Source organism: Burkholderia sp. Bp9016 (genome assembly GCF_003857765.1).
GTDB lineage: Bacteria > Pseudomonadota > Gammaproteobacteria > Burkholderiales > Burkholderiaceae > Burkholderia.
Window position 1 is genome coordinate 159,642 of the sequence record NZ_QTPY01000013.1, and the last position, 21,549, is coordinate 181,190.

A 21,549-nucleotide genomic window follows, 5' to 3' on the forward strand; every position below is an offset into this window, starting at 1 on the left:
GCTCCTAGTATCTGACTCACCCGACGACAGCGGCGCGTCGGATGCAACGGAGACACGTCATGCCGAACCACGGATGGACGCCCGCCCGCGCGGCCGGGCGCGCGTCTCGCGACGGCGGGCCGACGCGCATCGATCGGCAAAACCGGTATCGCGTACCGCGCCGCGCGCGGGCATAACGCCCTTCATTCCATTCCAACCCGACCGGGTCCACGCGACCGGACGCGCCTGACGGCCCGCCCGATGGATGCGAGCGCCCGTCGATTCCCCAATCCGGAGGAGACACATGCAACACGCCGACACCGTTTATCTGAACGGCCTGCTCTACACCGGCGACGCACAGCGCCGCTTCGCGCAGGCGCTCGCCACGAAGGACGGCAAGATCGTCGCCGTCGGTCGCGACGACGATATCCGCCCGCTCGCCGGCCCCGCGACGCGCATGGTCGATCTGGCCGGCAGGCTGATGCTGCCGGGCCTGATCGACGGCCACGCGCACCCGCTCGAAGGCCATCAGATTCTCGGCGACTTCGATCTGTCCGGGATTAACGACCCGGATGCGATCCTGCAGCACATCCGCGCGTGCGCCGCCGCGACGCCGAACGAGCCGTGGGTTTATCTCGGCGGCGCGAACCTCGCAGCGTTCGGCGCGTATCCGAGCCGCGAACTGCTCGACCGGATCGTTCCCGATCGGCCGCTGCTCGTGGTCGGCTTCGACGTGCACAGCGGCTGTCTCAATACGAAGGGGCTGGAAGCGGCCGGCATTACGGCCGATACGCCCGATCCGGCCGGCGGCGTGTACGAGCGCGATGCGTCGGGCGCGCCGAACGGCGTCGTGCACGAAGCAGCGTTTTACCGCGTCTGCCCGATCATTCCGCAACTGAGTCCGGCCGGTTATCCGAAGTCGCTCGCGAAAGCGCATGCGATGACGCACGGCTACGGGATCACCGGCTGGTTCGACGCACGCGTCGAGGAGGCCGAGCTCAAGGCATATGCCGCCGCGCAACGTGCCGGCCAGTTGAAGACGTACATGAGCGCGGGCCTCTACGCGAACCCGCGCCGCGATCCGCGCGAACAGATCGAGCGCTTCGTCGCGTGGCGTCGCGAGTACGAGCGCGACAACCTGCGCCTGCATACGGTGAAGATCTTCGTCGACGGCGTGCCCGAATCGAAAACCGCCGCGCTGCTCGAACCGTACGCCGGCACCGACGACTGCGGCCTCGCGCTGTGGCGCCAGGACGCACTCAACGAAATCTGCCTGCTCGCCGATACGGCCGGCTTCGACCTGCACTTCCATACGCTGGCGGACCGCGCGGTGCGCATGACGCTCGACGCGCTCGAATACGTGCAGATCCGCAACGGCATGCGCGACCGCCGCGCGCAGCTCGCGCACCTGCAACTCGTCGATCCGGCCGACATGGGCCGCTTCAACCGGCTCGGCGCGATCGCGAGCGTCCAGACCCTGTGGACGGCCGCGCGCGAGGAGCAGCAGCAGTTCTATCGCGACCTGCTCGGCGCCGAGCGCACCGCCCGCAACTATCCGTTCCGCAGCCTGCGCAACGCGGGCGCGATGCTCGCGGCGGGTTCCGACTGGTCGGTCAGCACGATGGACCCGATGCAGATCATCCAGACCGGCGTCACGCACCGGCTGATCGACCAGCCCGACAGCCCGCCGTGGAATCCGCACGAGCGTCTCGACCTGCTCACGATGCTCGAGGCCTACACGGTGAACACCGCGTATGCGCTGCGCTTCGACGATTGCACAGGCTCGCTCGAAGCAGGCAAGGACGCGAGCCTCGCGATCCTCGACCGCAATCCGTTCGAACATCCGGTCGGCACGTTCGCGCAAACGCGCGTGCTCGAGACCTGCTTCCGCGGCGAAGTCGTGTATACCGCGCCGGGCTGGGCCGATTGAACACCGGCCGAGCGCCCGCCGGACGCCGGCCAGACGCGCGTCAGGCGACGTCGAGCGCGAGTACCTGATCGGTCGTCAGCACGTCGCCGAACGTGTCCGACAGCGCGGCCAGCGTCGCGCGATGGAGGTCGCGGTGCGGCACCGTGCTGCCGTCCGCGATATCGAGGTCGCGCGTCGCGCATGCGTCGTCGACGACAATCACCGCATAGCCGAGCGGCACCGCATCGCGCGCCGCGCCGGCAACGCATGCATGCGTCATCAGCCCGGTGACGATCAGCGTGTCGATCCCGGCCGCCTTCAGGCGCGCGTCGATGTCGGTCGTCGGAAACACACTGACCGACGTTTTCTTCACGACCGTGTGCTGCGGCGCGGGTTGCAGGTCCGCATGAAAACGGAAGCCGTCGCTGCCGTCCGCGAAGATCGGGCCGCCGGCCGCGCCGACGTGCTGCACGTGGAATACCTGAATGCCCGCGCGATCGGCGAATGCGATCACGCGCTGCGCGTTGCCCAGCGCACGCGGCCCTTCCGGAATCGGCAGGCGGCCGCTGAAATACTCGTTCTGGAAATCGATCACCAGCAGCGCGGTGCGGGCGGCGTCGATCGACGTCGGCGCGCTCGCGCCGGCCAGGGTGCGGATGGTCGGATGTTGCATGGGTCGCTCTCTACTCCAGGTTGGCACATCGAACGGAACGGCGGTACGGTCGGGCCAGCGCCGCCGGACGCGATCGTTCGGCCGGTTACCGCCGGTGGCGGGCCTGCCGCGACCGCGAAGCGCCAGTGTCGGGCCGCGCAGCCGCGCGCGACAGCGGCCCGCAGGACAACGTCCGACAGAATCGGGCCAACCTGTACGCGAGTGCCTACGACAATGCCGCGCGCGCCCCGGCCTGCTTGCGTCGTCCGTAGAACGCCATCATCCCGAAGCTGAGCAGGAAGCCGGCGCCGCCGATCAGCAGCAGCCCGGTCTCGCCGAATGCCGGCAGCAGGTTGGTGAGCGCGCCCGTCACGACCCACGCGACGGCCATCACCGAGCCCGCGACGCCGAGCGCCCAGCCCTGCCGGTCCTCGCTGACGGCGTCGGAGAATGCGGTGTACATGGTCGTGTAAGCGACCATGTCGAAGCAGCCGACCACCATCGCGAGGGCCCACAGCACCGGCTCGTGCGGAAACAGCGCGGACAGGATCTGGCCGAGACCGGCGACGAGCAGCCCCGTCTTCGCGATGTCGACCACGCTCCACACACGCAACATCAGCCGCACGACGAACAGCAGGCCGAATACGAAACAGACGCCGATCACGCCACTGAACAGCCCGAGTTGCGCGCTCGTATAGCCGAACTTGGCCTGCAGCAACAGCATGATGGTCTGCAGGTAGAGCCCGTAGCCGACCTGCATCAGGAAGAACACCACCGACAGGAACACGACGTTACGCTGGCTCGCGGCTTCCCACACGATCCGCAGCGGCAGCAGCAAATCGATGCGCGTATCGCCGCGCGGCGCGGCCGTATCGCGATACGACGCCCAGGTCCAGCACGCGCAGATCAGCGACAGCGCGGCAACCAGCACGAACGGCGTGCCGTAGTCGAACAGCGGCGAGATCGTCCGGTCGGACGTAACGCCGCCGAGCACCGGGCCAACGATCACACCGGCGCTGAACGCGAGCGACATGATGCTCATGTTGTATGCCTTGTTCTCGGGCGTGCTCAGATCGGAGATGGCCGCCTGTGCGATGCCCTGGCAGCCGGCCATGAGACCGGTGAGCCCGCGTCCGGCCAGCAGCAGCGCGACGCTCGCGTGCCAGACGCCGGCCGCCATCAGCGCATAGCCAGCCGCGAGGCCGAGCAGGCACAGCAGCAGGATCCGGCGGCGGCCGTAGCGGTCCGACAGTTCGCCCATCAGCGACGAGCCGAAGAACATGCACAACGGATAGATCCCGTAGCCGAGACCAAGGTAGAAATTGCGTGCGTGCTCGCCGGCATCGGCCGGCAGGAGGCCCGCATGCGGATCGCTGAAGATCGCGGACATCATCGGATAGACGAGACCGAAGCCCATCGCGTCGATCGCGATGGCGAGCAGGCAAGGGCCGAGCAGCGTGTAATCGAGCCGGGACATGGCGACCTTCCGGACGGAGTGGATGATCGCCCAAGCGTAATGAGCGGGCGGCGCCCCCGGTAGGCCGCCGTCCGCGATACTGACCATCGGCGGCGCCGATGGCCTGTCCGCTGCATGCGCCGATAACTGACCGGCCCGGACCGGAAGCAGCTAGTCGGCGCTCAGCGGCTCGGCCCGAAACTGCCGGCGGGCAAGCACGCACGGCGCACCGTCGTGCATGAACACGGTCGCGGCGAGCCCGAACGACGCCGCGAACAGCACGTACCACGCGGGCGCGACGGGCGACCCGCTCGCGCGCGTGAGCCAAGTGACGATGAATGGCGCGAAGCCGCCAAACACCATCACCGCGACGTTGTACGCGAGCGCGACGCCGGTCGAACGCGAGCGCGTCGCGAACTGCTCGGCGAGCGTGGTCGGCGCAGGGCCGTAGATGACGCCGATGATCGTGCAGATCACGAGTTGCATCACGAGCAGGCGGCCGATGCTCGGCGCCGCGGCGAGCCACGAGAACAGCGGATAGGTGAGCGTCAGCATCGCGAGCATCCCGGCGAGCAGCACCGGGCGCCGGCCGATGCGGTCGGACACGATCGCAGACACCGGAATCGTCACGGTCAGCAACGCGACCGCGATCATCTGCGCCTTGAACACCTGGTCGAGCGGCAGCCCGAAGGTCTTGTGCACGAACGTCGGCATGTTGACGAGCATCACGTAGAACACGGCCGTGCCGGTGATCGTCTGCCCCATCGACACGAGCACGCCGCGCAAGTTGTCGCGCAGCACGCGTGACACGCTCGCGGGCGGCTCGACGACCGACTTGCTCGCGTCGAGGAACACCTCGGTCTCGTCCATGTGACGGCGGATCCACAAACCGACCGGCCCGATCAGCAGCCCGAGCGCAAACGGCACGCGCCAGCCCCAGCTGTGCAGCGCCGCGTCCGACAGCGACTGCGTGGCCCACGCGCCCATCGCCGCGCCCGAGAACACCGCGAGACACTGGCCGATCAGCTGCCATGAGCCGTACAGCCCGCGCCGGTTCGCAGGCGCGCTCTCCACCAGGAACGCCGTGGCGCTCGCATATTCGCCGCCCGTCGCGAAGCCTTGCAGCAGTCGCGCGACGACGATCAGGATCGGCGCGGTCGGGCCGATCGTCGCGTACGACGGCGCGAACGTGATCAGCGCGATCGACAGCGTCATCAGGAAGATGATGAGCTGCATCGCGGCCTTGCGGCCCTTGCGATCCGAATAGAGCCCGAGCACGATGCCGCCGACCGGACGCATGAAGAAGCCGACGCCGAACGTCGCAAGCGACATCAGCAGCGATGCGTACTGGCTCTCTGCGGGAAAGAACAGCCTCGCGATGATGCCGGAAAAAAAGCCGTAGACGATGAAGTCGTACCACTCGAGGGTATTGCCGATGACGGCAGCCACCACCTGCCGATGCCGCGTGTTCCGACGTGAGTCCCGCATGCTTGTCTCCTGCTGTGTCGTGGGCCGTACCGCATGGCCGCCGCCGTGTGCGGCGGGCAATCGTGAATCGCTGCGCGCGGCCGGACGAAGAAAGGCATCCGGCCCCCACGCATAACCGGCATGAACCGATGATAGGGACACCGAAAACCTGCATCAATTAACGGCAGCGGCGGATGCTTAACCGCAGATTAAATGTCTCGCGGCGCCACCTCGCGACGCGCCGATTCCGGATATTCGCGCATTGTTGTGCCCGGGGTTCTGCGGCAGAATCATCGATCGCCCTTCCCGCTGCCCCGACCATGCGCACTCGCATCAACGAAGAGATCACCTTCCGCAAGCTCGAAGTGCTGCTCGCATTCATGGAAGCCGGCAATCTCGCGAAAGCCGCCGAGGCGCTCAACGTCAGCACCGTCAGCGTGCATCGCGCGCTGCATACGCTCGAAGAAGGAATGCACTGCGCGCTGTTCCGTCACGAAGGACGCAACCTGATTCCGACCGACGCCGCGCAAGTGCTCGCCGAAGTCGCGGCCGAGGTGCTGAAGACGATGGCGAACGGGATCCGCTCGACCCGCGAAGCCGCCGGCTACGGTGCCGGGCAGTTGAAGATCGGCTCGCTGTATTCGCTGACGATCCGCACCGTGCCCGAGGTCGTGATCGCGTTGAAGGAGCGTCGCCCCGAGTTGCAGGCCGAACTCGTGCTCGGCTCGAACGCCGACCTGCTCGACAAGCTCCGGCAAGGCGCGATCGACGCGACGTTGATGGCGCTGCCCGAGCCGGACGCCGAAATCGAATCGATCGCGCTGTTCGAGGATGAAATGTTCTTCGCCGCGCCGATCGATTCACCGTACGCGCAGCGCGACGCGATCGATCTCGTCGCATGCCGCGATGAACCGTTCGTGTCGCTCGGCGAAGGCTTCGCGACGCACCACGGCTTCACGGAAGCGTTTCGGGCCGCGGGCGTCACGCCGAACGTCGTGATGCGCGTGGGCGACATCTTCTCGTTGATCAACCTGGTGTCAGGCGGCGTCGGCCATGCACTGTTGCCCGGCCGCGTGCGCGACCTCTTTGCGCACAAGATCGCGCTGGTGCCGCTCGCCGGGCCGCCCATCCGCCAGACGATCGGCCTGAGCTTCCTGCACCGGCGCGAACGCGACCCGAACCTGCTCGCGCTCGCGACCGTCTGCCGGCTGACGGTCAAGGGGCCGCACGCGGGATAATGCGCGGATCCGTCAGGCGCGGCGGCGCGCGGCACGCCATCCGTCGAACGACCAGGCGCCCGCCCCCGTCACGGCAAGCAGCAGCACCCCGCCGACGATGCTCACGTTCTTGTAGAAATGGATCGCGTTCGCCATCTGCGCGCCGCCCGTCATCGTCCAGTAGCGATGGCCAGTCAGTGCGGTCGCGAGCGTATACACCGCCATCAGCACCGCCAGCGGCCGCGTGCCGCAGCCGAGCATCAGCAGCAGTCCGAGCCCGAGCTCGGCACCGATCGCCACGGCCGCCGCCAGCGCCGGAAACGGCAGTCCGTAGCCGGCCATCAGGTCGACCGTGTGCGATACGGCCATCAGTTTGTCCCAGCCGAACCGCACCATCAGCCACATCATCGCGACGCGCGCCACCAGGATCGTGGCGTCGCGGTAGCGTTCAAACCCTGCTTCGAACATCGTGTCTCTCTCCATCCGCATTGAATATCGGTAACGCGCGGTGCCGCCTGCCGCCGCGCGATGCATCAGAACTTGACGAGCAGGCCGATCCGCATCAGCAGCTGGTTGGCGGTCGACGACGGCGTCGTCTGGTTGATCTGCGCAACGGCCTGGTGGCCGTATGAGTCGAGACCGGACGCGTGCTGGTAGATGCCGACCATGTAGAGCGTCGTGCGCTTCGACAGGAAATACTGCGCACCGACGTTGAACTGCTGGTACTTCGCGTCGGGTGCCGTCGTGTACGTGTATGCCGCACCGAGCGACACGGCCGGCGTAATCAGGTACGTGACGTTTGCCTCGTAGTTGTCGAACGATGCGCTGCCGCGATACGGCGTGTTCAGCGTCGGCACGATGTTCTGGAAGCGCGTGTTGGTGTACACGACGCGCAATGTCGCGTTGCCGAGCGCGTAGCTGCCGCCCGCGCCGTAGGTCTGCAGCTTCGATGCCGACTGGTAGCCGCCCCAGATCGGCGTGGGCAGAGCCGTGGAGAACGCCACGCCCGGCGACGGGTTCGCGCCCGCGCCCCACAGCGTCACGGCCGGATTGTTGACCGTTTCGTAGGCGGCATCGAGGGTCAGCGGCCCGCGCGTGTACCGCGCGCCGACGCTGATCACGCGATTGGAGGAAAAGCTGCCCGGCACGCCGCCGAAGCCGTACAGCGCGGCCATGGAGAAGCCGTTGAAATCGGGCGTCTTGTACTTGATCGCATTGTTGATGCGGGCCGTATCGTTGAGATTGTCGACATCGGCCGCATGGGCGCCGAGATAGCCGGTGAAATTGCAGCCAGCCGCCAGCAATCCGAGATACTCGCCGCTCAGCTCGTCGTACTGGCGGCCGAGCGTGACGGTGCCGAACGGCCCGGTCAGGCCGACGAACGCCTGCCGGCCGAACATCAGGCCGCCCTGCCCGAGCCGCCCCGTGTTCGCGTCGTAGCCGTTCTCCAGCGTGAAGATCGCCTGCATCCCGCCGCCGAGATCCTCGCTGCCCTTGAAGCCGATGCGGTTGCCATACAGCGTGCCCGAAACGGCCTGGAACGCCTTGCCGCCGCCCATGTTGCTGACGTAGTTCACGCCGTTGTCGAGGGTGCCATACAGCGTGACGGAATTCTGCGCATGCGCGGCGCTGGCGAACGAAGCCGCCACGCCTGCCGCGATGATGCCTATTAATTTCATAAGATCTCCTTAATATTCATTTTATTTTTTGGGTACTGCCGGGTTAATTGATGCTGACGAACGATTCCGCCATCGCCCGAGCGATCGGATCGACGCAATCGCCCTGCCTGCCCTTCCATCGGCAGACGGCGTCCTGCCGTCTGCCCTGCCACGCTTATGCCGCGGCCAGCCCCATCAGCGCCTGCAACAGCGCCGTGCGGGTCTGCCCCCAGATCGCGCCCTTCCATGCGTCGTCGTCACCATAGAACGCGTCGCGAATCCGCTGCAGAATCTGACGGCGCAGCTCGGCCGGCGCATCCGGATGGCGGAGCAGCCAGTGCGACGCCCGCAGCCGGTAAATCACCTCGTCGAACGGCAACGTGCCGAATTCGAGCGCCATCAGGCCGACGTTCGCGTGCGGGCACTCATCGTGCACGATCGACGCGACGGGGCCCGACACGCCCGGCGATTCGGATTCGCCGTCGAACGGCGCGACGACGTCCGCGCCCCACCACGTGCGTGCGCGCGCCAGTTCGGCGGCGACGTTGCGCCCTGCGTAGATCTTCTCGCCATGGCCGCGCGGCCCGAGCCCCGTATGCGCATCGATCCATGCGATCGTCGTCGCATGCGCGGCGCGCTCGCGCAGAATCGTTCGCATCGTGCGGTTGTTCCACGTCGGCTCGCGGCCGCCGAAGAACATCCCGTCCGGCGTCGCGTACTGGCCGCTGCTCAGCGCGCTGTGATACGCGAGCATCCCGTTGCGGGCGATATAGTCGGCGAGCGCCTGCTCGTCGTCCGGCGACGGCGGCCAAGTGCTCGTCAACACGAGGCGGTCGACCTCCGGATAGGCGTCGTTGGCCGGCAACGCCCCGCTGAAATCGATGTGGTTGCGGTTCAGGTCGACGTTGTCCTGGTTGGTGCGCTGCAGGTACGAGAAACCATACGGATTGACCGCATGAATCAGCAGCAGCCCGACACCGGCACGCGCGAGCCGGGCCATCAGGTCGTCGTCGAACAGCGCGGCGATCTGGCAGCCGGAGCCGCAAAAGCCCTCCGGCCCGTGCGTGCCCGAACTGAGGATCAGCAGCCGCTCGGCGTCGGCAACGCCGATGCCTGCAACGTCGATCGCCAGCGTTTCGCCGAGCGCACCGCGCAGGTCGGGCAGCACGAACGACTCCAGCGTCGCGTGCCGGTGCACGGCTGCATCGAGAAACTTGCGGCGGGCTTCGGCATAGGAGCCGGAGAAATGGCGGGTGACAGGGGTACGTTCCATGGTGCGGGTCAGACCTTCGAGTAGGAGGAAACGCCGGATACGGCGGGAGCGTCGATCGCTTCACCGGTGCGGTCGCGCAGATACGGCAGGCCGGCCATCGACACGAGCGCGACGATGATCAGGTACCAGGCCGGCGCGACCTTGTTGCCGCTCGCGTGGACGAGCCACGTGCTGATGAACGGCGCAAAGCCGCCGAAGACCGCGACGCCGACGCTGTACACGAGCGACATGCCCGTTGCACGCACCGACTCGGGAAACATCTCCGGCAGGATCGTGATGCTCGGCACGGCCTGGATCGCGAGCACGGCCGTCAGCAGGCCGACCACCGTGAACAGCACGCCCGGCGTCGGCGACGCCTTCAGCCAAGCGAACGCCGGGTAGATCAGCAGCATGAGCGCGATCCGGCCGCCGACGATCAGCGGCTTGCGGCCAACGCGGTCCGACCAGCGCCCGACGAACGGCGCGCTGACGAGCGCCAGCGCCCCCGTGAGCGCCGCGGCCGACAGCGCGATGGCCGGGCTCATCCCGAGTTCGCGGATCGCATAGGTCGGCATATAGAAGCTGACGACATACGATGCGCCCGTGCCGCCCATCGTGACCATGATCGCGACGACGACCGCGCGCCCGTGGTCGCGGCACAGCGTCGCGACGCGGCCGCTGCGGCGCGCGCCACCCGGCACGGCCCGCGCGGGCTCGCCACTGTGGGTTTCCTCGAGCCGGCGGCGGATGTACGCGCCCACCGGCGCGATCAGCATCCCGAGCGCGAACGGCACACGCCAGCCCCAGCGTTCGAGTGCTTCCGGCGTCAGCGCGAACGACAGGACCGCGACCGTCAGCGCGGCCATCAGCACGCCGAGCCCCTGGCTCGCGAACTGCCAGCTCGCCATGTAGCCGCGTGTGCGCGGCCGTGCATGCTCGACGAGCAAGGTCGTCGATGCGCCGAATTCGCCGCCGGCGGAAAACCCCTGGATCGAGCGCGCGACGACGATCAGGATCGGCGCGGCCACGCCGATCGCCGCATAAGTCGGTGCCACGGCGATCAACCCGCAGCCGAGCGCCATCAGGAAGATGGTCAGCACCATCGCCGGCTTGCGCCCCGCGCGATCCGCATACGCGCCGATCACGACGCCGCCGAGCGGACGCATCACGAATCCGGCCCCGAATGTGCCGACTGCCAGCAACAACTGGCCGGCCGGATCGAACGACGGAAAGAACAGCTTGCCGATGATGAACGCGAGAAAGCCATAGACCGTGAAATCGTAGTACTCGAGCGCGTTGCCGACGGTCGTCGCGAGAATCGTCCGGCGCGTCTGCTCGCCGGCCTGCGGTTGGGGTTCCATGACGGGTGTCTCCTTCTGGGTGCGGTATCGCACTGGTTATATGCGACGCATTCTAGGCGGGTGAGCGTTGCCCGAAAAGACAACAATCCATTACACTCGTTGCCATTTGGTTAGCACCATGGGGCATGCGATGAAACCGAACCAGCTGCATGCATTCGTGGCCGTGGCCGCGCAGATGAGCATCCGCGGAGCCGCGCGGCAGCTCGGCGTGTCGGCGCCGGCCGTCACGAAAATCATCCGCGAACTGGAGCGCGAGATCGGCGCGCCGCTCGTCGAGCGCAGCGTCAAGGGCATCGTGCTGACCGAATACGGTGCGGCGTTGCTGCCGCGCGCACGGCTGCTGCTCGACGACATGCAGCGCGCCCGCGACGAGATCGTGCAACTGCGCGACGGCAATTTCGGGCACGTTCGCGTCGCGGTCAGCACGTCGTTCGCGCAAACGGTGTTCGTACCGGCCTACCGGCTGCTGCGCGAGCGGCGTCCCGGCGTAACAGTGCACGTCACCGAATCGGGGCTACCCGGCACGCTCGCCCGGCTGCGCGATGCGCAGACCGACTTCGCGATCATGCATGTCGACCCGCAGACACTTGACGACGACTTCGTCAGCGAACCGCTCGCGCCCGTGCGGCTGATGCTCGGCGTGCGCAACAAGCACCCGTTGCGCAACCGGCGCGCCGTGCGCGATTTTCTCGATGCTGAATGGGTGCTGCCCGGCGACGGCAACGATCCGATGTCGGCGACCAAGTGGCTGTTCGGCGCGTTCGGGCTGCCGGTGCCGTCGCGCGTCGTGCATGGCGATTCGATTTCGACCGCGCTCGCGCTGGTCGCCCAGATGGACCACGTCGGCTTCTTCGTCGAGCCGCTCGCGGACGAAGTATTCAAGCGCATGGGCATCCGGCCCGTCGAGCTCGACGATCCGATGCCGGTGCTGCAGATGTGTGCGATCCAGCGGCGCGGCAGTTCGCTGACGCCGGCCGCCGCGCAATTCATCGACTGCGTGCGCGACGTGCTCACGACGCGCTGACGCGTCTCCCGTCCTTTCCCTCTTCCTCTCGCGCGTAACCGGGCATCGCAACGATGCCCGGTACGCCACCTCGTCACCGCACCGATCCGCCGCGGCTAGCCTTACTGTGTCAATAAATTAGCATTGGACACTGAACAATACGGACATCGCGGGAGCCGACGGGCGATGTATGCAGCGATACGCCAGCGCATCTTGGCAACATGAACCAGACGTTCGAGCGGCGTGTCTGGGGGCAAAGTCGAAAGCCAATATTTGAGTGGCTCCGCATCACCTTCGGGCCATTCGATCAGCAGCCATTCCTCATCGCACAGTGTGGAGCGCCAGTAATCGCGGTGTGAAGCACGCACGCGCACGGCGGCAAAGCGCGAATTGAGTGCGGCGCACGTACCTTCGCGCCATATCACCGTGCGATAACGCGAGCCATCGAGCACCAAGGCCAGACCCTTGACTCCGATCGACTCATGTCCCGGCGCGCGCCGTAACAAGCCACGCGGCCGACCCGACTTCCCCACGGAGGACTCGGGCGGTAGAGGCGCCGTGCCCGGCGCCCATACGCGTGTGTTCGAGCGAATGCCCACCGCATATTGCAGCCCGAGCTCGCTGACGGCCTCGCGAAACGAGGTGTCGTCTCCATAGCCCGCATCGGCCAACACGATACCGTCGGGCGCGCCGCTTTGCCGGGCTTCTCGCAACTGCCCGGCCGCAATCTCCGGTTTGGTTGCAAACTCGATTTTCTCGGGCACGCCGGCGTTCTGTCGTCGCGTGGGGTCGTCACTCCATTCACGCGGCAGATATCGTCGATAGGACACCGGCAGGCTCGCGTCCTCCGTCGCCACCGACAAACTCACCGCCACTTGGCAGTTGTCCTGCTTGCCCAGTTGACCGCAGTATTGCCGCGCCACGCCGACCGAATGTCTACCCTTCCTGGGGAAACCCCTGTCGTCAATGATCCAGTACAACCCGCCAGCCGGGTGCATGTGCGGCAGCACCCAGCGTCGCACCTGCTCGAGCAATGCCGTATCGGACCACTCCGACTTCGCCACGAAATGATGCAGCGACTGGTATCGCGCGCTCGCATGCTCCGGTTCCAGATGTGCCGCCAGCGGCTCGACGCTCTTGCGCCGAATCGGCAGCATCAGCCCTTGGCAATAGCAGCCCTTCAATCCTGATTCGCGATCGTTATGCCGAAGCGCTTCACACAAATGTGCCAGATACGCCTCGAACGACGTTTCCCAGTCCATCACTCCTCACGCCACGGATGAAGAGGTCCCTATAGCGGCATGAATTTATTGACACAGTAATACTAGTCCGTTTGGGTGGCACGAAACGCCCGCTTTGTTGCGATCATGGCCGTCATTCATCACGCGCCGCCATCCGCCTCGAGCGGCGTGGCGCCCACTCGCGCGTCCTCGTCACGGAGACACCATGAACGACCCCGTCCTCGGCCCCATCGACCAGATCGGCTATGTGGTCGCCGATCTCGATCGCAGCATCGCGCGCTGGCGCGCCCGCCACGACGCGGGCCCGTGGACCGTATTTCGCAACGTGCGCCTCGAAGGCCGCTATCTCGGCGAGCCGGTGACGGTCACGATGGACGTCGGGCTCGCGTATCGCGGCGACCTGCAGATCGAACTGATCCATGTGACGAACGACGCGCCGTCGCCCTACCGCGACGCGCACGGGCAACCGCTCGCGGGCCTGCATCACGTCGCATGGGTGGTCGACGATCTCGATGCCGCGGTGGCACGGCTCACGGCGCGCGGCCTGCGTGTCGTGTTCGAAGCCGCCAACCCGGCCACCCGTGTCGCCTATCTCGACGATGCCGACGATCCCGGCGTGCGCGTCGAAGTGATCGAAGGCGCCGGGATGCGCGACATGATCGCGCACGGCATCGCCGAAGCGCGCGCATGGGACGGCGCCGATCCGGTCCGCATCATCGACGCGTCGGCCGCCGCATGAGCGGGCCCGCACGCGTCCCACTTCACTCACAGGAGCAATCACCATGAAACGACTCGAAGGCAAAGTGGCCCTGATCACGGGTGGCGCACGCGGCCAGGGCGAGGCGGAAGCGCGACGGTTCGTCGCCGAAGGCGCACGCGTGGTGATCGCCGACGTGCTCGACGACGCGGGCCGGCGCGTCGCGGTCGAACTCGGCGACGCCGCGAGGTTCCAGCATCTCGACGTCACGAACGAAGACGACTGGCACACCGCCGTGCAGGCGACGCTCGCGCATTTCGGCCGGCTCGACATCCTCGTGAACAACGCGGCGATCCTGAAGCTCGTGCCGATCGAATCGTGTTCGCTCGACGACTACCGGAAGGTGATCGACGTGAACCAGGTCGGCTGCTGGCTCGGCATGAAATCGGCGCTCGCCGCGCTGAAGGGCGCCGGCGGCGGCTCGATCGTCAACGTGTCGTCGACGGCCGGGATGGAGGGCGTGGCGGGCGGCAGCGCATACGTGTCGAGCAAGTTCGCGGTGCGCGGGATGACCAAGGCCGCCGCGCTCGAGTTCGGCCGCTACGGGATCCGCGTGAACTCGGTGCACCCGGGCGGGATCGACACCGTGATGGCGCGCCCGCCGGAATATGCGGATTTCGACCCGTCGTCGATCTATGGCGGGCTGCCGATCGCGCGCATCGGCAAACCGGACGAAGTGGCGAACCTCGTGCTGTTCCTCGCATCCGACGAATCCGCATATTGCACGGGTTCGGAATTCATCGTCGACGGCGGAATGCTCGCGGGCAGCACGTTCCACTGACTCGCACCTCGGTCGACACACGCCCGCCCGTGCCCTGGTGGGCGTTTTCGTTTGCAGCCCGGAGAAATGATCAGTCAGGGCCGGCCTGTCATATGCATCGCTGATCAAGTGTCGAAAAACGACAATGCCGCCGGCGGTTCACCCGCGCGGCGGCATTGTGTCTTCCGAAGCGACACGCGATGCGGCGCTCAGTACCCCTTCGGCTGGATCGCCGGTGCGCCGACACCGCGCGCGCCCTGCTTGCCGCCGCGCGCGAGGCAGCGCCCGTGCGGGCCGTACACGCCGTCGGCCTCCGGATACAGCGTCAGCAGCACGAAATACAGCAGCCCGCCAACCGCCAGCGATACCGGCACGCTGAGATCGAGTCCGCCCGCGAGATTGCCGAGCGGCCCGACGAACTGCCCCGGCAGGTTCACGAACGACAGACCGACGAACGCCGCCGGCAGCCATGCGCCCATCGCGCGCAGGTTCCAGCCGTGCGTGAACCAGTAGTGGCCGCCGCGCAGCCCGCGGTTGAACACCTGCAGGTCGTCGGCGAGATAGAAGCCGCGGCGCGTCACGTAGCCGATCACCATGATCGCCATCCACGGGCAGCTGAACGTGTCGATCAGCGTCGAGAAGGTCGCGACGCTTTCGACGAGGTTGAACCAGAAGCGGCCAACGAAGATGAACGCGATAGCGATCGTGCCGATCAGCAGCGTCGCACGCACGCGGTTCAGGACGCGCGGGAACATGCTCGACACGTCGAGCCCCGTGCCGTACAGCGCGGTCGTGCCGGTCGACATCCCGCCGATGATCGCGATCAGGCACATCGGCAGCAGGAACCAGCGCGGCGACACGGCGAGCAACCCGCCGACATAGTCGTTCGATGCGATGAACGCGGGCGCCTTCGACGCGATGATCGTCGCGGTCGCGAGGCCGAAGAAGAACGGCACGAAGGTCGCGATCTGCGCGGCGAACACGGCACCCATCACGCGCCGCTTCGGCGTGCGCTGCGGAATGTAGCGCGCCCAGTCGCCGAGCGTCGACGCGAACGACACCGGGTTGCTCAGCGCGACCAGCACCGCGCCGACGAACGCGGCCCAGAAGCCTGCGCTACCCTGGTTCAGCGTGCCCGCGTAGTTCACGTCGAACATCCCGGCGAACGCAAACAGGCCAGCGACGAACAACAGGCTCGCGGCCCACACGGCGATCTTGTTGACCCACAGCATGAAGCGGAAGCCGTAGATGCAGACGATCAGCACCAGCACCGCGAACACCATGTACGCAGCGCCGAGCGTGAAGCCGTTGACCGGCACGCCGACCATGTTGTGCGCACCGCCGACGAGCGCGTCGCCCGAGCTCCACACCGCGAGCGAGAAGAACGCGATCGACGTCAGCAGTGCGAGGAACGAACCGACGATCCGGCCGTGGATGCCGAAATGCGCGCCGGACGAGACCGGATCGCTCGTGCCGTTGCGCGGGCCGAACAGGCTCATCGGCGCGAGGATGCACGTGCCGACCAGGACGCCGAGCACGATCGCGGCGACGCCGGCCTTGAACGACAGCCCGACCAGCACCGGAAAGCTGCCGAGCACCGATGTGGAAAACGTATTGCAGCCACCGAACAGCAGCCGGAACAGATCGATCGGACGCGCATAGCGCGACACATCGGGAATGCGCTCGAAACCGAACGATTCGACTTGCGTAATCCTGCCTTCACTCATTTGTCTCCAGCTCCTCTGGTGCGTCGGCACGGCCCGCGACTGCGGCCATACGACACATCGTCATCAATTCGCGGCCACTCTAAACCGGATCAGGCGGCGCAAATATCACGCATTCGAGACGTTTACGACGAAGGAGAACAATGTTTTGCGGCAGGGCATCCGCCGGATCCCGCGCCGTCGTTGCGGCGCGGACGATGCGACGTCAGTGCGCGGACACGGCCGCCGACCCGGAAATGCAGCCATCGCTGGACCGCCGTGCGCTCGGCCAGCGTTTCCGGGTGCAGGCAGCCCGTTTTCGCCGAAAGATAGCCGAGGATCGCGCCGGATTCGAACACGGCCAGGCCAGTGCCGTGGTCGACGATGGCCGGGATCTTGCCGTTCGGGTTGATCGCGAGGAACGCCCGGCTGCGCTGCTCGCCGGCGGACAGGTTCATGTGCGCGAGCTCGGACGTCAGCCCGGCCTCCTCCAGGTAGATGCCGATCTTGTGCCCGTTCGGCGTGTCGGCCGTATGGAACGTGAGTGTGTGCGTCGATGTCATGTCGGTCCTTGTCATCCGTCTATCGTTGCAACTACAATCGCTGCAATTGCAATTCAATGCCGGAATCGACACCCCGGCAACATGCCAGCACTCGAAGGAGGGACATGCAGACTGCGCGATCCGGTCCGCCCGTGCGGACGCCTGACACCCGCCGCGCCGCGGCAGCCTGCATCGAACGGTTGACGACGCGGCGGCTCTCGCCCCGGCGCGACGCGATGACCCCGCTCGACGCGATCCACGCGGCCGCCGACTGCCTCGAACGCGACGCGGCGACCGCGGGCCGCGTATGGATCGTCCGCCCCGACGTACCCGCGGCGACGGCACACGTTGCCGCACCTCGCCGCATCAGCGCGTGGCCGCAGCGCTTTCTCGACCCGGCCGAACAGTTCGAACGACCGCTGCTGTACCTGCTGCAAGCGCATGCGACGGACCGGCTGCGACTGGCGGCGGCTGAAACGGTCGGCCGCGGAATCTTCGTGAACGACGCGGAAACGTCCCGCTCGTCATGGCCCAAGGGCGTGATGCCCGACGTCCCGCACTGGCTGGCCGCGAACCCCGCGTGCACGCCATACGATCCCGCGTCGGGCGACGAGGCGCTCGCGATCCTGCGCGGCGCGTTGCGCGCGCTCTATGTCGCCGGCCAGCCCGGATTTTGTTATCTCGCGAGCCACGACGGCTGCATGCCCGGCGTGCGGCCGCTTTCCGCCACGGCGGCCCGCGACGCGTTCAACGGCATGGTGCGGGCCGGCCGGCGCGCGGTGGCCGGCTCCGCCGCAAAGATTCGTCTGTGCGGCGCGGGCAGCAGGCTCGCGCAGGTGATGGAAGCCGCCGACCTGCTGCATGACGAATGGCGCATCGATTCGACGATCTGGAGCTGTCCGAGCTACACGCGGCTTGCGCGCGATGCGCGCGCCGCCGAACGCTGGAACCTGCTGCATCCGCTCGCCGCGCCGCGCATCGCGCACGTCGGCGCGTGCCTTGGCGAGGACAGCACGCCCGTGCTCGCGGTCACGGGCTATGCACGACACGTCGCCGCGCAGATCGGCGCGTTCGTCCCCGCCCGCTTCACGGCGCTCGGCGCGGATCTGGCAGGCTCCGGCACGCGAGCGCCGGATGCGCACTGGATCGCCGCGGTCGCGATCCGCATGCTGGCCGACGACGGCCGCGTGCCGGCCGACTGGGCCGCACGGGCAATGCAGCGGTATGCGCGCGGCTGAAACGCGCGACAGCGGCCGCTACTTCGCGCCGGCCGCCGCGTCGCGCGCTGCGGCCGTCGCACGATCGAGCGCGGCGGCCATCGTCGCCTGCTCTTTCGCGCCGAACTGGTCGAGAAAAAGCTCCGCGACCGTCGACTGGTACACCTTCCACATCTTCTTTCGCAGCGTGCGGCCCTTGTCGGTGATGCTCGCGAACGCCGCGCGGCCGTCGTCGGCCGAGCGGGCGCGCGTGACGAGCCCTTCCTGTTCGAGCCGGTCGACGAGCCGCGTGAGGTTGTAGCGCTCGATCGCGAGCACGTCGGCCAGTTCGTGCATGCGACGCGTGCCGTCGGGCCCGCTTTCCAGCCCCCACAACGCGTCGTACCACGCATACGCGGGCAGGTCCGCGTCCGCGAGACGCCGCTCGATCTCGCGAATCATCGTGCGGTGCGCGCGGACAAACGAGAACCACAGATCCGGTTCGGGTGCGCTCATGTCAGGTCGTTCCTCTCGTTGAATTGCAGTTGCAATTAAATTTTACCTCGATACAATGGGCTTCGATACGATTGCAATTGCAACTATCCGGTCGCCCATCGGCGGCCCTTCCGTCGCCCGCGGCGGCGCCACGACCGTCGCCCCGCGTAGCCTGATGCTTCTGGAGACACTGCATGACCGCACCTCTCGCGCTACCCGACATCGATCCGCAGGAAACCCGTGAATGGCTCGATGCGCTTGAATCCGTCATCGCGCTCGAAGGCCGTCCGCGCGCGCACTACCTGCTCGACCGGCTGGCCGATCTCGATGCGGCCCGCCACGGCGACCTGCACGGCCGCGTGACGACCGCCTATGTGAACACCGTGCCGCGCGCGCGGCAGCCGGCCTACCCGGGCGATCTCGCGCTCGAGCGGCGGCTCAACGCGATGATCCGCTGGAACGCGATGGTCATGGTGCTGCGCGCCGGCCGGCATTCGAACGTCGGCGGCCACATCGCGACCTACCAGTCGGCCGCGGTGCTGTACGACGTCGGTTTCGATCATTTCTTCCGCGGCCGCACCGACACGTTCGACGGCGACATGATCTATATCCAGGGGCATTCGGCACCCGGCATCTATGGCCGCGCGTATCTCGAGGGCCGTATCACGGATGCGCAGCTCGACAACTTCCGCCGCGAGACCGGCCGCGAAGCGGGACGCGACGGTCTGTCGTCCTATCCGCATCCGCGCCTGATGCCCGATTTCTGGCAGTTCCCGACCGTATCGATGGGGCTCGGCCCGCTCACGGCCGCGTATCAGGCGCGCTTCATGCGCTACCTCGAATATCGCGGGCTGAAAGCGCATCAGGGCCGCAAGGTCTGGGCGTTTCTCGGCGACGGCGAAATGGACCAGCCCGAATCGCTCGCCGCGATTTCGCTCGCCGGACGCGAGCGACTCGACAACCTGATCTTCGTCGTGAACTGCAACCTGCAGCGCCTCGACGGTCCGGTGCGCGGCAACGGCAAGGTCATCCAGGAACTCGAAGGCACGTTCCGCGCGGCCGGCTGGAACGTCGTCAAGGTGATCTGGGGCAGCGGCTGGGACCGGCTGCTCGAACGCGACACGACCGGCCTGCTGCGCCAGCGGATGATGGAATGCGTCGACGGCGACTACCAGACCTTCAAGTCGCAGAGCGGCGCATACGTGCGCGAGCACTTCTTCGGCAAGTATCCCGAACTGCTCGAACTCGTCGCCGACCTGTCCGACGACGACATCTGGAAACTGGCACGCGGCGGCCACGATCCGGAGAAGGTGCATGCGGCCTATGCGCAAGCGATGCGCGCGGATGGACGGCCGACCGTCGTGCTCGCGAAGACGGTCAAGGGTTTCGGCATGGGCGAAGCCGGCGAAGGCCAGAACCTGAACCATCAGCTGAAAAAGATGAGCGCCGATGCCGTGCGGGCATTCCGCGACCGTTTCGCGCTGCCGGTCAGCGACGCGCAGCTCGACGAACTGCCCTACCTGAAGCCGGAACCGGGCAGCGCCGAAGCACGCTATTTCGCGGAACGCCGCGCGGCGCTCGGCGGCCACGTGCCGGCCCGCTTCAGCGACGTCGCACCGCTGCCGGTGCCGCCGCTCGCCGCGTTCGACGGCCAGCTCAAGGACAGCGGCGAGCGCGGGCTGTCGACGACGATGGCCTTCGTGCGGATCCTCGGCACGCTGCTGAAGACCCCGAATTTCGGCAAGCTCGTCGTACCGATCGTGCCGGACGAATCGCGCACGTTCGGGATGGAAGGCCTGTTCCGCCAGATCGGCATCCATTCGCACCTCGGCCAGCTCTATACGCCGCAGGACGCCGGCCAGCTCAGCTATTACAAGGAGGCGAAGGACGGGCAGATCCTGCAGGAAGGCATCAACGAGTCTGGCGCGATCGCGTCGTGGATCGCGGCCGGCACCGCGTACAGCAACCACGGGCTGCCGACGATCCCGTTCTACATCTTCTATTCGATGTTCGGGCTGCAGCGGGTCGGCGATCTTGCGTGGGCGGCCGGCGACGCGCGCACGCGCGGCTTCCTGCTCGGCGCGACGTCGGGACGCACGACGCTGATGGGCGAAGGGCTGCAGCACGACGACGGGCACAGCCACGTGCTGTCGTCGGTGATTCCGAACTGCGTGTCGTACGACCCGACCTACGCGTACGAACTCGCGGTGATCGTGCGCGACGGGCTGCGACGGATGTATGCGGAGCAGGAAGATGTGTACTACTACATCACGCTGCTCAACGAGAACTACCCGCATCCGGCGCTGCCCGACGGCGCGGAAGCCGGCATCCTCAAGGGTCTCTATCTGCTGCGGGACGGCGCGGCGCGTACGGATACGCCGCATGTGCAGTTGATGGGCAGCGGCTCGATCCTGCGCGAGGTGATCGCGGCGAGCGACCTGCTTGCGCAGGACTTCGGCGTGACGAGCGATGTGTGGAGCGCGACGAGCCTGACCGAGCTGCGTCGCGACGGGCTCGCCGCGGAGCGCTGGAACCTGCTGCATCCGGACGCGCCGGCGCGCGTGCCCCACGTCCAGCAATGCCTCGACGGCCGCACCGGGCCCGTGGTCGTCACGACCGACTATATGAAGATCGTCGGCGACCAGATCCGCGGCTTCGTCGACGGCCGGCGCTTCGTGTCGCTTGGTACCGACGGCTTCGGCCGCTCGGATACGCGCGAAGCACTGCGTACGTTCTTCGAGGTCGACCGGCACTTCATCGTGATCGCGGCGCTGAAGGCGCTCGCCGACGACGGCATGATTGCGCGCGCGCAGGTTGGCGAGGCGATCCGGCGTTACGGGATCGACATCGACAAGGTCGATCCGGCAACGGTGTAAGCGCGTGCGCGCACGTCGCAAGCTT

Annotated in this window: 17 protein-coding genes and 1 pseudogene; 7 read left to right on the forward strand and 11 right to left on the reverse strand. The window is 67.1% G+C overall.

What is annotated here, in order from left to right:
• Positions 1 to 283 precede the first annotated feature (283 nt).
• Positions 284 to 1,909, forward strand: coding sequence for an amidohydrolase (locus tag DIE13_RS17835; RefSeq protein WP_124828391.1), 1,626 nt, complete (start codon positions 284 to 286; stop codon positions 1,907 to 1,909).
• A 40-nt stretch (positions 1,910 to 1,949) separates the two neighbouring features.
• Here the strand turns inward: DIE13_RS17835 and DIE13_RS17840 are convergent, their stop codons facing one another.
• The 3 genes from DIE13_RS17840 to DIE13_RS17850 all read right to left on the reverse strand — a co-directional run bounded on the left by DIE13_RS17840 (position 1,950) and on the right by DIE13_RS17850 (position 5,484).
• Positions 1,950 to 2,561, reverse strand: a complete 612-nt coding sequence (locus DIE13_RS17840) for a cysteine hydrolase family protein (RefSeq protein WP_124828392.1) — start codon at positions 2,559 to 2,561, stop codon at positions 1,950 to 1,952.
• A 205-nt stretch (positions 2,562 to 2,766) separates the two neighbouring features.
• Positions 2,767 to 4,017, reverse strand: a complete 1,251-nt coding sequence (locus tag DIE13_RS17845; protein WP_124828393.1) for an MFS transporter — start codon at positions 4,015 to 4,017, stop codon at positions 2,767 to 2,769.
• Between the two features lie 150 nt (positions 4,018 to 4,167).
• The gene (locus DIE13_RS17850; protein WP_124828394.1) at positions 4,168 to 5,484 is read right to left on the reverse strand and encodes an MFS transporter; all 1,317 of its coding nucleotides are present in this window, start codon (positions 5,482 to 5,484) and stop codon (positions 4,168 to 4,170) included.
• A gap of 299 nt (positions 5,485 to 5,783) precedes the next feature.
• Here DIE13_RS17850 and DIE13_RS17855 point away from each other — a divergent pair, with 299 nt between their 5' ends.
• A complete protein-coding gene (locus DIE13_RS17855; protein WP_124828395.1) occupies positions 5,784 to 6,701 on the forward strand; it encodes a LysR family transcriptional regulator in 918 nt (305 codons plus the stop codon).
• A gap of 12 nt (positions 6,702 to 6,713) precedes the next feature.
• On the opposite strand, the gene DIE13_RS17860 is transcribed toward DIE13_RS17855, so the two are convergent.
• The 4 genes from DIE13_RS17860 to DIE13_RS17875 form a co-directional block, all read right to left on the reverse strand.
• On the reverse strand, positions 6,714 to 7,148 hold the full coding sequence (locus tag DIE13_RS17860) for a DoxX family protein (protein ID WP_124828396.1): 435 nt from the start codon (positions 7,146 to 7,148) through the stop codon (positions 6,714 to 6,716).
• A gap of 65 nt (positions 7,149 to 7,213) precedes the next feature.
• Positions 7,214 to 8,359, reverse strand: a complete 1,146-nt coding sequence (locus tag DIE13_RS17865; RefSeq protein WP_124828397.1) for a porin — start codon at positions 8,357 to 8,359, stop codon at positions 7,214 to 7,216.
• A 154-nt stretch (positions 8,360 to 8,513) separates the two neighbouring features.
• A complete protein-coding gene (locus tag DIE13_RS17870) occupies positions 8,514 to 9,611 on the reverse strand; it encodes a M14 family metallopeptidase (RefSeq protein ID WP_124828398.1) in 1,098 nt (365 codons plus the stop codon).
• An 8-nt stretch (positions 9,612 to 9,619) separates the two neighbouring features.
• Positions 9,620 to 10,951, reverse strand: coding sequence for an MFS transporter (locus tag DIE13_RS17875; protein WP_124828399.1), 1,332 nt, complete (start codon positions 10,949 to 10,951; stop codon positions 9,620 to 9,622).
• A 130-nt stretch (positions 10,952 to 11,081) separates the two neighbouring features.
• On the opposite strand from DIE13_RS17875, the gene DIE13_RS17880 reads away from it, so the two are divergent.
• Complete coding sequence (locus DIE13_RS17880; RefSeq protein WP_124828400.1) at positions 11,082 to 11,975, forward strand: LysR family transcriptional regulator; 894 nt, start codon at positions 11,082 to 11,084, stop codon at positions 11,973 to 11,975.
• A 176-nt stretch (positions 11,976 to 12,151) separates the two neighbouring features.
• Here DIE13_RS17880 and DIE13_RS17885 read toward each other — a convergent pair.
• A pseudogene (locus tag DIE13_RS17885) lies at positions 12,152 to 13,216 on the reverse strand (IS701 family transposase); the annotation flags it as partial.
• Between the two features lie 184 nt (positions 13,217 to 13,400).
• On the opposite strand from DIE13_RS17885, the gene DIE13_RS17890 reads away from it, so the two are divergent.
• Together DIE13_RS17890 and DIE13_RS17895 are read left to right on the forward strand one after the other, a co-directional pair.
• Positions 13,401 to 13,934 (forward strand): VOC family protein, encoded by a 534-nt coding sequence (locus tag DIE13_RS17890; RefSeq protein ID WP_124828401.1) that lies wholly within the window; start codon positions 13,401 to 13,403, stop codon positions 13,932 to 13,934.
• Positions 13,935 to 13,977: 43 nt separating this feature from the next.
• Positions 13,978 to 14,733, forward strand: coding sequence for a glucose 1-dehydrogenase (locus DIE13_RS17895; protein WP_124828402.1), 756 nt, complete (start codon positions 13,978 to 13,980; stop codon positions 14,731 to 14,733).
• Positions 14,734 to 14,921: 188 nt separating this feature from the next.
• Here the strand turns inward: DIE13_RS17895 and DIE13_RS17900 are convergent, their stop codons facing one another.
• Complete coding sequence (locus tag DIE13_RS17900; protein WP_124828403.1) at positions 14,922 to 16,439, reverse strand: purine-cytosine permease family protein; 1,518 nt, start codon at positions 16,437 to 16,439, stop codon at positions 14,922 to 14,924.
• Positions 16,440 to 16,561: 122 nt separating this feature from the next.
• Complete coding sequence (locus DIE13_RS17910; protein WP_233410023.1) at positions 16,562 to 16,993, reverse strand: glutathione S-transferase N-terminal domain-containing protein; 432 nt, start codon at positions 16,991 to 16,993, stop codon at positions 16,562 to 16,564.
• A 200-nt stretch (positions 16,994 to 17,193) separates the two neighbouring features.
• Between DIE13_RS17910 and DIE13_RS17915 the strand changes: the two genes are divergently transcribed.
• On the forward strand, positions 17,194 to 18,195 hold the full coding sequence (locus tag DIE13_RS17915) for a transketolase-like TK C-terminal-containing protein (RefSeq protein WP_233410024.1): 1,002 nt from the start codon (positions 17,194 to 17,196) through the stop codon (positions 18,193 to 18,195).
• Positions 18,196 to 18,213: 18 nt separating this feature from the next.
• Here the strand turns inward: DIE13_RS17915 and DIE13_RS17920 are convergent, their stop codons facing one another.
• Positions 18,214 to 18,669 carry a MarR family winged helix-turn-helix transcriptional regulator gene (locus tag DIE13_RS17920; RefSeq protein ID WP_124828406.1) on the reverse strand — a complete coding sequence of 152 codons (456 nt, stop codon included), beginning with the start codon at positions 18,667 to 18,669 and terminating at the stop codon, positions 18,214 to 18,216.
• A 173-nt stretch (positions 18,670 to 18,842) separates the two neighbouring features.
• Between DIE13_RS17920 and aceE the strand changes: the two genes are divergently transcribed.
• Entirely contained in the window at positions 18,843 to 21,524 is a 2,682-nt protein-coding gene (aceE, locus tag DIE13_RS17925; protein WP_124828407.1) for a pyruvate dehydrogenase (acetyl-transferring), homodimeric type, read from the forward strand.
• Positions 21,525 to 21,549: the final 25 nt, after the last annotated feature.